Here is a 13,177-nt window from a genome sequence, read left to right as displayed (position 1 = left end):
ATGCCGCCGCCTCAATCCGCGCATTTCGTTCAAGAGCCATTCAGCCGGCCGCGCGTCTCATGTACGGTGGCAGCTCAACAACGATAGCGGGCAAGCAAGCCATGCGTGGGACCTACAAGGCCTTCATCTGTTTTCTCTTGCCGATCCTGGCGTTCGCTGCGGCCGCGCCCGATCCGGCGCGCGCGCAGCAGCAGGAAAAGCGCATCGCGCTCGTGGTCGGCAACGGCGCTTACGCCAAGTCGCCGCTGGCGACGACCGCGAACGATGCCGGCCTGATCGCGCAGACGCTGCAAGCGGCGGGCTTCGACGTGGTCGGCGCGCGCGATCTCGACGGCGACACGCTGCGCAAGAGTCTTCGCGATTTCATCCAGAAGGCGCAGGCCTCGGGCCCCGGCACCGTCGCGATGATCTATCTTGCCGGTTACGGCGTGCAGCTTGCGGGTGAGAACTATTTCATCCCGGTCGATTCCAACATCATCCGCGACACCGACATTCCGACCGAAGGCCTGCGCATCAGCGACTACGCCCGCCAGCTCGCCTCGATTCCGCTCAAGGCCAACATCGTCGTGCTCGACGCGGCGCGCGCGCAGCCCTTCATCGAGGGCGGCCAGCCGATCGCGAGCGGACTGGCGCTGGTCGAGCCCGATCCGAACATGCTGATCGCCTTCAACGCCGCGCCCGGCACGGTCGCCCCGGAAGAGCCCGGCCCGTACGGCATTTACGCGCAATCGCTGGCGGAGATGATCCGTACCGGCGGTCTGCCGCTGGCCGAGGTGTTCGACCGCGTCCGCCTCCGCGTCAACGAGGCCAGCAAGGGCGCGCAGGTGCCCTGGAACGAGGCGAAGATATCGGCGCCCTTCTCGTTCTTCGAGCGCGGGCCCGATGCGCCGCCGCCGGAGGCCGCGCCCGACCAAATTGCCGCGATCCGCAACAAGCCGATCCGCGATCTCGGCGTACAGGACGCCTATGCGGCCGCGCTCGAGCGCGACACGTTGCCGGCCTATGAAGAGTTTCTCGCGGCCTATCCCGGTGATCCGATGTCGAAGCGCGTGATGGCGATCGTCGCGGCGCGCCGCGAGGCGATCACCTGGCGGCGGACCTATCGCGCCGATACGCCGGACGCCTACTGGTCGTATCTGCGTCGTTATTCGCGCGGTCCGCATGCCGGCGATGCACGGCGCAGGCTTGCAATCCTGACCGCGCCGCTCGAGCCGCCGCCGACTTTCACGATGATGGACTATGACGTGCCGCCGCCGCCGCCGGAGGAGATCGTCTATGTCGACCGTCCCGTGCTGCTGTTCGGCGACCCCGTGTTCGGCTTCGCGCCGCCACCGCCGCCGCCGGTCTATTATCTGCCGCCGCCGCCGCCGGATTTCATCGTGCTCGAGCCGCCGCTGCCCGTGGTCGGCCTGTTCGTGCTGCCGCAGCCGATGTTCGTGCCGATCCCGGTGTTCGTCAGGCCGCCGATCTATGTCGCGCCGCCGCCGAACAACATCGTCTTCAACAACATCCATAACACCACGGTCATCAACACCGTGATCAACCGGCCGCCCGCCCCGCCCGTGGGAGCGGGAGGAGGGACCGGGCCTGGCAATCTGAGGCCGGCGATTGCCGACCGCGCCAACCCGGTAGCGCCAATGTTGCCGCAAGCCGCTACGCAGCGCGCCGCGCTGATCCAGCAGGGCAAGGCGCCGATGCCGCTGAGCGCGACGGTCCAGCCGACGGCGAGGCCGGGGATACCTCCGGGGACGCCGGCCAATGTCGCGCCGACCGGCACGCCCCCCGCCGCACCGCCGACCAGGCTGCCACAGACCAACACGCTGCCGGTTCCCGGCGCCCAAGGCGGGCCGCCAGCGCCGCCGGCCGGGGCAGGTACGTCGCCTGGCGGCAGGCCCTTGGCGCCGACGGCAAATGCACCCGGTGCGCCCCCGCCGACGCATCCGGGGGCGCCGACCACGGCTGCGCCCGGCACAACGCTGCCGTCCCATCCTGGCGCGCCAACGGCCGGCACTCCGACGACCGTTGCGCCCACCGCGAACCCGGCTGCGCCCGGCCAACCGCCGAAGCCCCCGGTTGCTCAGACCCCGGCCGGCGGCGCGCCCGCTGGCGGCAAGTCTGCAACCCGCGAGCCGGCTGTCGCGCCGCCAACTGCTGCGGGCACACCGCCCGGCACGCCCTCGGGCACCACGGGCAAGCCGGTCACGCCGCCGCCCTCGGCCGCGCGCGAGCCGGTCAAACCGCAGAACTTGCCCGCGACCCCTCCAGCGCAGGCCGCCCGGCCGTCGCCGTCAGCTCCAGCACCGCGACCGCAGGCCGTGGCGAGGCCGACGCCGCCACCGCCCGCCGCTCGCCCGGCACCGCCGCCGCATGCCGCATCGCCTCCGCCGGCCCGAGCGGCTCCGCCTGTGGCCGTTGCACGGCCGGCGCCTCCGCCAATGGCCCGGCCTGCACCTCCACCCGTGGCGCGGCCCGCGCCGCCACCGCCGGTCGCCCGGCCGGCACCACCGCCGCCGCCGCGGATGGCCGTCGCGCCCCCGCCGCGTCCAGCGGCACCTCCGCCGCACCCAGCGGCGCCGGCGGCGAAAAAGTGCCCGCCGAACCAGCCCAAGTGCTAGGTCTTTGCGTGCTGGCGTGGTCTTTACGGAAGAGGGCCTTCGGGAGGCGAAAACAGCCCCCGAAAGGCCCTTATTTCCTTGCTTCTGGCCGAAATGGCGCTATATAGCGCCCCATCTCACACGGAAACATGGCTCACAAGGCCGTCCGGTGGCAACCGGGGCGAGAACGCTCCGTTTTGCTCACACGTTTCCGGAGGAACCAACCGGAGAATTGAAACTATGGCGCTACCCGATTTCACCATGCGTCAGCTCCTCGAAGCTGGCGTGCACTTTGGTCACCAGTCTCACCGCTGGAATCCGAAAATGGCACCGTTCATTTTCGGCGCCCGCAACAACATCCACATCGTCGACCTCGCGCAGACCGTGCCGTTGCTGCATACCGCCTTGCAGGCGGTTAGCGACACCGTCGCCAAGGGCGGTCGCATCCTGTTCGTCGGCACCAAGCGCCAGGCGCAGGACGGCGTCGCGGACGCTGCCAAGCGCTGCGCGCAGTATTTCGTCAATTCGCGCTGGCTCGGCGGCACGCTGACCAACTGGAAGACGATCTCGGCCTCGATCAAGCGCCTGCGTCATCTCGATGACGTGCTGTCCGGCGGCGACGCCACCTCCTACACCAAGAAGGAGCGTCTGACGCTTCAGCGCGAGCGCGACAAGCTCGATCGCTCGCTCGGCGGCATCAAGGACATGGGCGGTCTGCCCGACCTGATCTTCGTGATCGACACCAACAAGGAAGACATCGCGATCCAGGAAGCCCAGCGGCTCAACATTCCGGTCGCCGCGATCGTCGACACCAATTCGGATCCCAAGGGCATCACCTATGTGGTCCCGGGCAATGACGACGCCGGCCGCGCGATCGCGCTGTATTGCGACCTGATCGCACGTGCGGCGATCGACGGCATCTCGCGTGCCCAGGGCGATTCGGGCATCGACATCGGTGCCTCGGCTCGTCCGGTCGCCGAAGAACTGCCGGCCGCTTCTTCGAGCGGCTTCCAGGGCCTTGCCGGTCCGCGCGGCACCGCCGACGACCTCAAGAAGCTCCCCGGCGTGTCGGGCGCGATCGAGAAGAAGTTCAACGACCTCGGCATCTTCCACTTCTGGCAGCTCGCCGAGCTCGATCACGACACCGCGCACAAGATCGGCGAAGAAGTCGGTCTGCCGAGCCGTGCGGATGCCTGGGTGGCCAAGGCCAAGGCGCTGACCGCGGAAGCGGAATAGTCAAAAAGAGCGATGGGTTGGCCGGATATAAGTCCGGCCACCATTTCAGTTGACGCGAATTCCTGAGATGGACCGCGGCGGGGCTGTTTGATGCCACGCCGCGGCAAACCGGCAGGCAAGAAGGATTTTCAACGATGGCAACGATCACAGCTGCGATGGTCAAGGATCTGCGCGAGTCCACCGGCGCAGGCATGATGGACTGCAAGGCCGCGCTCACCGAAAACGACGGCAACATGGAAGCCGCGCAGGACTGGCTGCGCAAGAAGGGCCTGTCGAAGGCCGCCAAGAAGTCCGGCCGCGTCGCCGCGGAAGGCCTGATCGGCGCGCTCACCAAGGGCACCAAGGGCGTCGTGGTCGAGGTCAACTCCGAGACCGACTTCGTCGCGCGCAACGGTCAGTTTCAGGGCCTCGTCAAGATGGTCGCGCAGGTCGCATTCGACGTCGGCGCCGATGTCGAGAAGATCAAGGCCGCCAAGGTCGGTGACGTCACGATCGAAGCCGCGATCAACGACGCGATCGCCACCATCGGCGAGAACATGACGCTGCGTCGCGCAGCTTCGCTCGAAGTGACGCAGGGCGTCGTGTCGAGCTACGTCCACGGCGCCGTCGTCGAAGGCGCCGGCAAGATGGGCGTGATCGTCGCGCTCGAATCGCCCGGCAAGGCCGATGAGCTCGCAGCCCTCGGTCGCCAGATCGCGATGCATGTCGCGGCCACGAACCCGCTCGCGCTCGAGCCGTCCGGCCTCGATCCGGCGGTCGTGAAGCGCGAGAAGGACGTGCTCGCCGACAAATATCGCCAGCAGGGCAAGCCCGAGAACGTGATCGAGAAGATCGTCGAGTCCGGCCTCAAGACCTATTACAAGGAAGTCTGCCTGCTCGAGCAGGCCTTCATCCACGACACCGGCAAGTCGGTGGCGCAGGCGGTGAAGGAAGCCGAAGGCAAGGTCGGCGGCGCGGTGAAGATCGCGGGCTTTGTGCGCTATGCTCTCGGTGAGGGAATCGAGAAGCAGGAAAGCGACTTCGCGGCCGAGGTCGCAGCGGCCAGCGGCAAGAAGTAAGCGCCGGTACGTTCCTTCCGGCTTGCCGCCGGAAGCGGCGCCCGGACGGGGAAAGTGCTCATGACTGATCCGGTCTATCGTCGCGTCGTGATCAAGCTGTCCGGCGAGTATCTCGCGGGGCAGCAGGGTTTTGGCATCGATCAGCCGACCCTCGACCGGGTTGCGGACGATCTGATCGCCGCCCGCCAGCTCGGTACCGAAGTTGCGGTGGTTATCGGCGGCGGCAACATCGTGCGCGGCGTCGAAGTGTCCTCGCAAGGGGTGTCGCGCACCACCGGCGACACCATGGGCATGCTCGCCACCATGATGAACTGCCTCGCGCTGGAGGCGACGATCGAGCGCAAGGGCACGCCGGCACGTACGCTGTCGGCCTTCGTCATGCCCGAGATTTCCGAGCTGTTCACCCGCACCGCGGCGCACAAATACCTCGCCGAGGGCCGGATCGTGCTGCTCGGGGGCGGAACCGGCAATCCGTTCTTCACCACCGATACGACCGCGGTGCTGCGGGCCGCCGAGATCGGAGCCGAGGCTGTGCTGAAGGCAACCAATGTCGACGGCGTCTACTCGGCCGACCCGAAAAAGGATCCGACCGCCACGCGATTCGACCGGCTGACGCATTCGCAGGCGATCGAGGGTGGCTACAAGGTGATGGATGCGACCGCCTTCGCGCTTGCCCGCGAGACGTTGCTGCCTATCATCGTGTTCTCGATCGCGGAGCCGGGTTCGATCGGCGCTGTGCTGCGTGGCGGCGGCCACGGAACCGTCGTCGCCGGCTGACGGCTCGTCGGTCGCGCCGGAGGGGCGCGGAGTGGGTCGCCGGGATTTTGAAGGAGAAACGTGATGGCCACGGGTAATTTCGACCTCAACGAAGTGAAGCGTCGCATGCAGGGCGCCGTCCAGGCCCTCAAGCACGAGCTTGGCGGCCTGCGCACGGGGCGCGCGTCGGCCTCGATGCTCGACCCGGTGCAGGTCGAGGCCTACGGCAGCCACATGCCGCTCAACCAGCTTGCCACCGTCAGCGTGCCGGAGCCGCGGCTGATCTCGGTGCAGGTCTGGGACAAGTCGATGGTCAAGCCGGTCGAGAAGGCGATCGTCGATTCCAATCTCGGCCTGTCGCCCGCGACCGAAGGCCAGGTGCTGCGCCTGCGCATCCCCGAGCTCAACGAGGAGCGTCGCAAGGAGCTCGTCAAGGTCGCGCACAAATACGCGGAAGCGGCCAAGGTCGCCGCGCGTCACGTCCGCCGCGATGGCCTCGACGTCCTCAAGAAGCTCGAGAAGAATCACGAGATGTCGGAAGACGATCAGAAGCGTCACGCCGACGAGGTGCAGAAGGCGACCGACGGCACCATCTCCGAGATCGACCAGTTGCTGGCTGCCAAGGAAAAAGAAATCCTCACCGTCTAAAGCGCGATCATCGCGCTTTAGGTTATTGTTCGCGCATGGTCTTTTCGGAAAGCCGCGTCGCACTTGTCCGGATCATGCTTTTGGGGCCGCCTTCATGTCCAACGCCGCCGCGCCAGCAACCGAAGGACCCGACCGGTCCGACGCGCCTGCGCATGTCGCCATCATCATGGATGGCAACGGGCGTTGGGCCGCCGCGCGCGGCCTGCCGCGGGCCGAAGGGCATCGCCGCGGTGTCGAGGCGCTGCGCCGGGTGGTGCGTGCCTCGCACGAGCTCGGCATCCGCTATCTCACCATCTTCTCCTTCTCTTCGGAGAACTGGTCGCGCCCGGCGAGCGAGATCGGCGATCTGTTTGGTCTCCTGCGTCGCTTCATCCGCAACGATCTCGCGAGCCTGCACCGCGATGGCGTCAAGGTCCGCATCATCGGCGAGCGCGACGGACTCGATAGCGACATCTGCGCACTCCTCAACGAGGCCGAGGAGCTGACGCGCGACAACACGCGCCTGACGCTGGTCGTCGCCTTCAATTACGGTTCGCGGCAGGAAATCGCGAAAGCGGCGCAGAAGCTCGCGCGGGAAGTCGCAGACGGCAAGCGCGCCCCTGAAACGATCGACGCCGAGACGATCGGGGCTCATCTCGATGCGCCCGACATCCCCGATCCCGATCTCATCATCCGCACCAGCGGCGAGCAGCGGCTGTCCAACTTCCTGATGTGGCAGGCCGCCTACAGCGAGCTGGTCTTCGTGCCGATCCATTGGCCCGATTTCGACAAGGCGGCGCTGGAAGGCGCGATCGCCGAATTCGCCAGACGCGAGCGCCGCTTCGGCGGTCTGGTCGCGAAAAACGCCTCGTGAGCGAACCCGACGCCGCATCGGCGGGCGAGAAGCCTGCCCCGAGCAATCTCGTGATGCGAGTCCTCGCAGCGCTAGTGCTGGCGCCGCTAGCTATTGCACTCGCTTATGCCGGCGGCTGGCTGTGGGCGCTTCTCGTCACCCTGGTGTCGATCGGGCTGTTCGCGGAATGGCTGATGGTGGTGGGCGCGGGGTCTGCTGCACTGACCGGGGCAGGGACGATCGTCATTGCCATGATGGGGGCCTGCGTCGCCTTCGGCGCGCTCAAGACCGCAATCATCACCGGCCTCATCGGCGGCGCGATCGTGACGCTGATCGCGCGGGGCAAGTTCATCTGGGCGGCCACCGGCTTCGCCTACGCATCAGCGGCGCTGCTGGCCTCGATCCTGGTGCGGCAGGATCTCGTCAACGGCTTCGCCGCGCTGATGTTCGTGCTGCTGGTGGTGTGGGCGACCGATATCGGCGGCTATTTCGCCGGACGCAGCATTGGCGGGCCGAAACTATGGCCGCGCGTGAGCCCGAAGAAGACCTGGTCCGGGGCGCTCGGTGGCTTCGCGGCGAGCCTTTTGGTTGCGGCCGGTTTTGCGGCGTGCGGGATCGGAAAGGCGGTTCCACTGCTGCTCGTCAGCGCCATCCTGTCGGTGGTATCGCAGGCGGGCGATCTGTTCGAATCCGCTGTGAAGCGGCGCTTCGGCGTCAAGGATTCCAGTCACTTGATTCCCGGCCATGGCGGGCTACTGGACCGTCTGGACGGTTTTGTTGCCGCCATCCTGATGGCATGGATTATCGGCTTTCTCCGCCATGGTGTGCATAGCGCCGGAAGCGGTCTTATGGTTTGGTGAGGATATGAGCGCGGTCCCATTGCGTAACAACAAGGCTGTGGCGTCGACCGTCCGCAGTGTCACGGTTCTCGGCGCCACCGGCTCGATCGGCGACAGCACGATGGATCTGCTGCGCGCCTCTCCCGAGCGCTATCGCGTCGAAGCCTTGACGGCGAACGGCAATGTCGAAGCGCTGGCCAAGCTCGCCAAGGAGTTTTCCGCGCGCTACGTCGCGATCGCCGACACATCCAAGTTCGCCGAGCTCAAGGCCGCGCTCGCGGGAACGAGCACGGAATGCGGCGCGGGCGAAAGCGCGGTGATCGAAGCCGGCGCGCGTCCGGCCGATTGGGTGATGGCCGCCGTGAGCGGTGCCGCCGGACTGAAGCCGGCCCTGGCCGCGGTCGATCGCGGCGCGCATGTCGCGCTCGCCAACAAGGAATGTCTCGTCTGCGCCGGCGATTTCTTCATGCAGCGCGCGGCGAAAGCGGGCGCCTGCATCCTGCCGGCCGATTCCGAGCACAATGCGCTGTTCCAGGCGCTCGGCTCAGGCAACCGCGACGAGCTCGTCCGCGTCATCATCACTGCCTCGGGCGGGCCGTTCCGGACCTGGAAGCCCGCCGACATCGAGCAGGCGACCCTCGAGCAGGCCCTGAAGCATCCGAACTGGAGCATGGGCCAGAAGATCACGATCGATTCCGCCTCGATGATGAACAAGGGCCTCGAGGTGATCGAGGCGTCCTATCTATTCGCGCTCTCGCCCGACGAGATCGACGTTCTCGTGCATCCGCAGTCGATCATCCACGGCATGGTCGAGTTCTCCGACCGTTCGGTGGTGGCCCAGCTCGGTTCTCCCGACATGCGCACGCCGATCGCGCACTGCCTCGGCTGGCCCGATCGCATCAAGGGGCCGGCGGCCAAGCTCGATCTGGCCAAGATCGGCCAGCTGACCTTCGAGGCGCCGGACTTCGAGCGCTTCCCTGGGCTTCGGCTGGCCTTCGATTCGCTCCGGACCGGGAAGGGGGCGACCACCGTCTACAACGCCGCCAACGAGGTTGCGGTCGCCGCTTTCATTGCCGGCAAGATCCGGTTCGGCGCGATCGCGCGGCTGGTCGAGGCGACGCTGGACGACTGGATTCGCGGCGGGAACCAGGCTCCCCTGACGTCCGCCGACGATGCAATCTCTGTTGACCATGTTGCGCGAAATAGAGCTGCCGCCCTATTGCCTCAAATTGCCTTAAAGGCATCCTAGATGGCACGGGGCCAGGGCCTTGCGGCGCTGGATGAGGGAATTCGATGATCGACTTTTTCGTCCATAGTTTCAATACGTTGAGCCATGGGCTCCTCGGCTACGCGGTTCCCTTCCTGTTCGTCCTGACGATCGTCGTGTTCTTCCATGAGCTCGGCCATTTCCTGGTCGCGCGCTGGGCGGGCGTTCGGGTGCTGACCTTCTCGCTCGGTTTCGGACCGGAGCTGGTCGGCTTCAACGACCGCCATGGCACCCGCTGGAAGATCTCGGCGATCCCGCTCGGCGGTTACGTCAAATTCTTCGGCGACGAGAGCGAAGCTTCGACCCCGTCAGCCGAGACGCTTGCGGCCATGACGGCCGAGGAGCGCGCCGGCAGCTTCCATCACAAGAAGGTCGGCCCGCGCGCCGCCATCGTCGCGGCCGGACCGATCGCCAATTTCATCCTGGGCGCACTGATCTTCGCCGCCATGGCGCTCTATTACGGCAAGCCGAGCACGATCGCCCGCGTCGACGGCGTCGTCGCCGACGGCGCTGCGGCCACGGCCGGCTTCAAGATCGGCGACGTCGTCGTGCAGATCGACGGCAAGCCGATCGAGAGCTTTGCCGACATGCAGCGAATCGTTGCGATGAATGCGGGTTCGGCGCTTGCCTTCCAGGTCAAGCGGGACGGCGCCATCGTCTCCCTGACCGCGACGCCGGCGCTGCTCGAGCGCAAGGATCCGTTCGGCAACAGCCACCGCCTCGGCGTGCTCGGCGTCGAGCACAAGTCGCAGGCCGGCGAGGCCTCGACCACGCCGGTCGGCGTCGGCGAAGCGCTCAAGATCGGGGTCGAGCAGGTCTGGTTCATCATCACCAGCACCTTCAAGTTCCTTGGCTCGCTGTTTGTCGGACAAGGCAATCCCAACGAGGTCAGCGGCGTGCTCGGCATCGCCAAGATGTCGGGGCAGGCGGCCAGCGCCGGGTTCCAGTTCGTGATCAATCTGTGCGCGGTGCTGTCGGTGTCGATCGGGCTGTTGAACCTGTTCCCGATCCCGCTGCTCGATGGCGGTCACCTGATGTTCTACGCGGCGGAGGTGGTCCGGGGCCGACCCCTGTCCGAGCGGACTCAGGAGATGGGGTTCCGAATCGGGCTCGGTTTGGTGCTGATGCTGATGGTGTTTGCCACCTATAACGACATCTTGCGGATGGCAGCTTCCTGATACGGGCTTTTTTGTGGCGTTGCTCATGAGCAACGTCTTGGAATGAAATTGAAATTACGGTGTCAGCGGCCGTTTGCGACATCGGGGAAATTGGCTACAAGCGGCTTCGAACTTGGGGAATCTCCCGGACCGGCGTTGGGGTTGGGTCTGGTACTGATAAGGGCGCGTTGCGCAATGAAGTTTGGACTGCGACTCCGGGGGGGCTTGCTCGCATCCCTGATCTTGTTCGGCGCGCCGGTGCTTGCCCCGGTTGGGGCTGCTTTTGTGTCTTCGTCTGCGCTTGCTCAGACCGTCCAGTCGATTTCCGTCGAAGGAAATCGCCGTGTCGAGGTGGAGACGATCCGCTCCTATTTCAAGCCGGGCCCGGGTGGCCGCCTGGATCAGGGCGCCATCGATGACGGCCTGAAGGCCCTGATCGAGACCGGCCTGTTCCAGGACGTGCGAATCAATCGCGGTTCCGGTGGCCAGATCATCGTCTCCGTGGTGGAAAACCCGGTGATCGGCCGCATCGCGTTCGAAGGTAATAAGAAGGTCAAGGACGAGCAGCTCACCGCTGAAGTCCAGTCCAAGGCGCGCGGCACCTTCTCCCGCGCCATGGTGCAGTCCGACACCCTGCGAATCGCCGAAATCTACCGCCGCTCGGGTCGCTATGACGTCCGCGTCACGCCCGAGATCATCGAGCAGCCGAACAACCGCGTCGACCTGATCTTCACGGTCGAGGAGGGCGCCAAGACCGGCGTCAAGTCGATCGAGTTCGTCGGCAATAACGCGTTCTCGTCCTACCGCCTGCGCGACGTCATCAAGACGCACGAATCGAACCTGCTGAGCTTCCTCGCCAGCAACGACCTCTACGATCCCGATCGCGTCGAGGCCGACCGTGACCTGATTCGCCGTTTCTATCTCAAGAACGGTTTCGCCGACGTCCAGGTGGTCGCCGCGCTCACCGAATACGATCCGGAGAAGAAGGGCTTCAACGTCACCTTCAAGATCGAGGAAGGCTCGCAGTACCGCGTCGGCACCGTCGACTTCCGCTCCTCCATTCCGAACTTCGATCCGACCACGATGCGTAACTATTCGCGCGTCAATGTGGGCGCGCTCTACAACGTCGAATCGGTCGAGAAATCGGTCGAGGAAATGCAGATCGAGGCGTCGCGGCGCGGCTATGCCTTCGCCGTGGTCCGTCCCGGCGGCGACCGCAATTTCGAGGCGCACACCGTCGCCGTCGTGTTCAACATCGACGAGGGCCCGCGCACCTATATCGAGCGCATCAACGTCCGCGGCAACACCCGCACGCGCGACTACGTGATCCGCCGCGAGTTCGACATCTCCGAGGGCGATGCCTACAACCGCGCGCTGGTCGACCGTGCCGAGCGCCGCCTGAAGAACCTCGACTACTTCAAGAGCGTGAAGATCACGACGGAGCCGGGCTCCTCCAGCGACCGCGTGGTCCTGATCGTCGATCTCGAAGAGAAATCGACCGGCGACTTCTCGGTCTCGGGCGGCTACTCCACGACCGACGGCGCGCTCGCCGAAGTCTCGATCTCCGAGCGCAATTTGCTCGGCCGCGGCCTGTTCGCCAAGGCGTCGGTGACCTACGGCCAGTATGCGCGCGGCTATTCGCTGTCGTTCGTCGAGCCGTATCTGCTCGACTACCGCGTCGCGCTCGGTCTCGACCTCTATCAGCGTCAGCAGCTCTCCAACAGCTACATCTCCTACGGTACGAAGACGCTGGGCTTCAGCCCGCGCCTCGGCTTCAGCCTGCGTGAAGATCTGTCGCTCCAGCTGCGCTACTCGATCTACCAGCAGGAAATCACGCTGCCGTCCTACCTGGCGAACTGTAACAACGTCCTCGGTTCGTCGGCCTTCAACCCGAGCCCGGCCTTTGCCGCATCGCAAACGCCGCCGATCGATCTGACCTCGACCGGCGGTCTCGGCTGCTACTCCGACGGCGAAGCCTCGCTGCCGGTCCGCAAGGAGCTTGCCGGCGGCAAGACCCTGACCTCGGCGCTCGGCTACACGCTGACCTACAACACGCTGGACAACAACAAGAACCCTACCGACGGTCTGCTTGTCGACTTCCGTCAGGATTTCGCCGGCGTGGGCGGCGACGTCACCTACCTGAAGTCCGTCGTCGACGCGAAGTACTACGCTCCGCTGGTGTCCGACATCGTCGGCCTCGTTCACCTTCAGGGCGGCATGCTGAACAAGATCGGCAACAACGATATCCGCATGCTGGATCAGTTCCAGATGGGCCCGAACTTGGTCCGCGGCTTTGCTCCGAACGGCATCGGTCCGCGCGATTTGAATCCCTTTGGCACGCAAGACGCGCTTGGCGGCACCAAATATTGGGGCGCTTCGTTCGAATTGCAGATGCCGTTCTGGTTCCTGCCGAAGGAAGTGGGTCTGAAGGGCGCGGTCTACGCCGACGCCGGCGGCCTCTTCGACTATCAGGGCCCGACGACGTGGTCGCTGACGAACGAAATGACCACGACCAGGAACTCGAACTGTACGCCGTCGACCATCAACCCGCCCTCGGCTGGAACCTGTACCGGCCTGGTGTATGACAACGGCAATGTCGTCCGTTCGTCGGTTGGTATTGGCCTGATCTGGCAGTCGCCGTTCGGTCCGCTGCGGTTCGACTACGCCGTGCCGCTCACCAAGGGCCAGTTCGATCGCGTGCAGCAGTTCAGGTTCGGCGGCGGCACCTCGTTCTAGTTCGATCAGCAGGGCATGAGCCGGCCCCTTGTTGGGGCCGGTTTCCAAAAAGAT

10 protein-coding genes are annotated in these 13,177 nt (G+C 65.8%); all 10 read left to right on the top strand.

Translation table 11 applies throughout. The features are described 5' to 3' along the window. Positions 1-101 precede the first annotated feature (101 nt). The 10 genes from AB7245_RS24955 to bamA all read left to right on the top strand — a co-directional run bounded on the left by AB7245_RS24955 (position 102) and on the right by bamA (position 13,123). Positions 102-2,615, top strand: a complete 2,514-nt coding sequence (locus AB7245_RS24955; RefSeq protein WP_085404738.1) for a caspase family protein — start codon at positions 102-104, stop codon at positions 2,613-2,615. Between the two features lie 219 nt (positions 2,616-2,834). After that, entirely contained in the window at positions 2,835-3,830 is a 996-nt protein-coding gene (locus AB7245_RS24950) for a 30S ribosomal protein S2 (RefSeq protein ID WP_439035051.1), read from the top strand. Positions 3,831-3,964: 134 nt separating this feature from the next. Beyond that, the gene (gene tsf / locus AB7245_RS24945; protein ID WP_028169462.1) at positions 3,965-4,888 is read left to right on the top strand and encodes a translation elongation factor Ts; all 924 of its coding nucleotides are present in this window, start codon (positions 3,965-3,967) and stop codon (positions 4,886-4,888) included. A 60-nt stretch (positions 4,889-4,948) separates the two neighbouring features. Beyond that, positions 4,949-5,665: a UMP kinase gene (gene pyrH / locus AB7245_RS24940; protein WP_028151698.1), complete on the top strand. Its 717-nt coding sequence runs from the start codon at positions 4,949-4,951 to the stop codon at positions 5,663-5,665. A gap of 63 nt (positions 5,666-5,728) precedes the next feature. After that, on the top strand, positions 5,729-6,292 hold the full coding sequence (gene frr / locus AB7245_RS24935) for a ribosome recycling factor (protein ID WP_014494937.1): 564 nt from the start codon (positions 5,729-5,731) through the stop codon (positions 6,290-6,292). Between the two features lie 94 nt (positions 6,293-6,386). Then, positions 6,387-7,145 (top strand): isoprenyl transferase, encoded by a 759-nt coding sequence (locus AB7245_RS24930; RefSeq protein ID WP_014494938.1) that lies wholly within the window; start codon positions 6,387-6,389, stop codon positions 7,143-7,145. Beyond that, complete coding sequence (locus tag AB7245_RS24925; RefSeq protein WP_094184442.1) at positions 7,142-7,984, top strand: phosphatidate cytidylyltransferase; 843 nt, start codon at positions 7,142-7,144, stop codon at positions 7,982-7,984. Before AB7245_RS24930 ends, AB7245_RS24925 begins: the two co-directional genes overlap by 4 nt. 4 nt (positions 7,985-7,988) lie before the next feature. Further along, positions 7,989-9,212 (top strand): 1-deoxy-D-xylulose-5-phosphate reductoisomerase, encoded by a 1,224-nt coding sequence (gene dxr, locus AB7245_RS24920; RefSeq protein WP_085404570.1) that lies wholly within the window; start codon positions 7,989-7,991, stop codon positions 9,210-9,212. Between the two features lie 44 nt (positions 9,213-9,256). Further along, the gene (gene rseP, locus AB7245_RS24915; protein WP_028151694.1) at positions 9,257-10,408 is read left to right on the top strand and encodes an RIP metalloprotease RseP; all 1,152 of its coding nucleotides are present in this window, start codon (positions 9,257-9,259) and stop codon (positions 10,406-10,408) included. Positions 10,409-10,582: 174 nt separating this feature from the next. Next, positions 10,583-13,123 carry an outer membrane protein assembly factor BamA gene (bamA, locus tag AB7245_RS24910; protein ID WP_085404572.1) on the top strand — a complete coding sequence of 847 codons (2,541 nt, stop codon included), beginning with the start codon at positions 10,583-10,585 and terminating at the stop codon, positions 13,121-13,123. Positions 13,124-13,177: the final 54 nt, after the last annotated feature.

The organism is Bradyrhizobium sp. 604_D8_N2_3 (assembly GCF_051810765.1).
In the GTDB taxonomy this organism is placed as follows: domain Bacteria; phylum Pseudomonadota; class Alphaproteobacteria; order Rhizobiales; family Xanthobacteraceae; genus Bradyrhizobium; species Bradyrhizobium barranii.
This window is presented reverse-complemented; position numbering and strand designations above follow the sequence as displayed.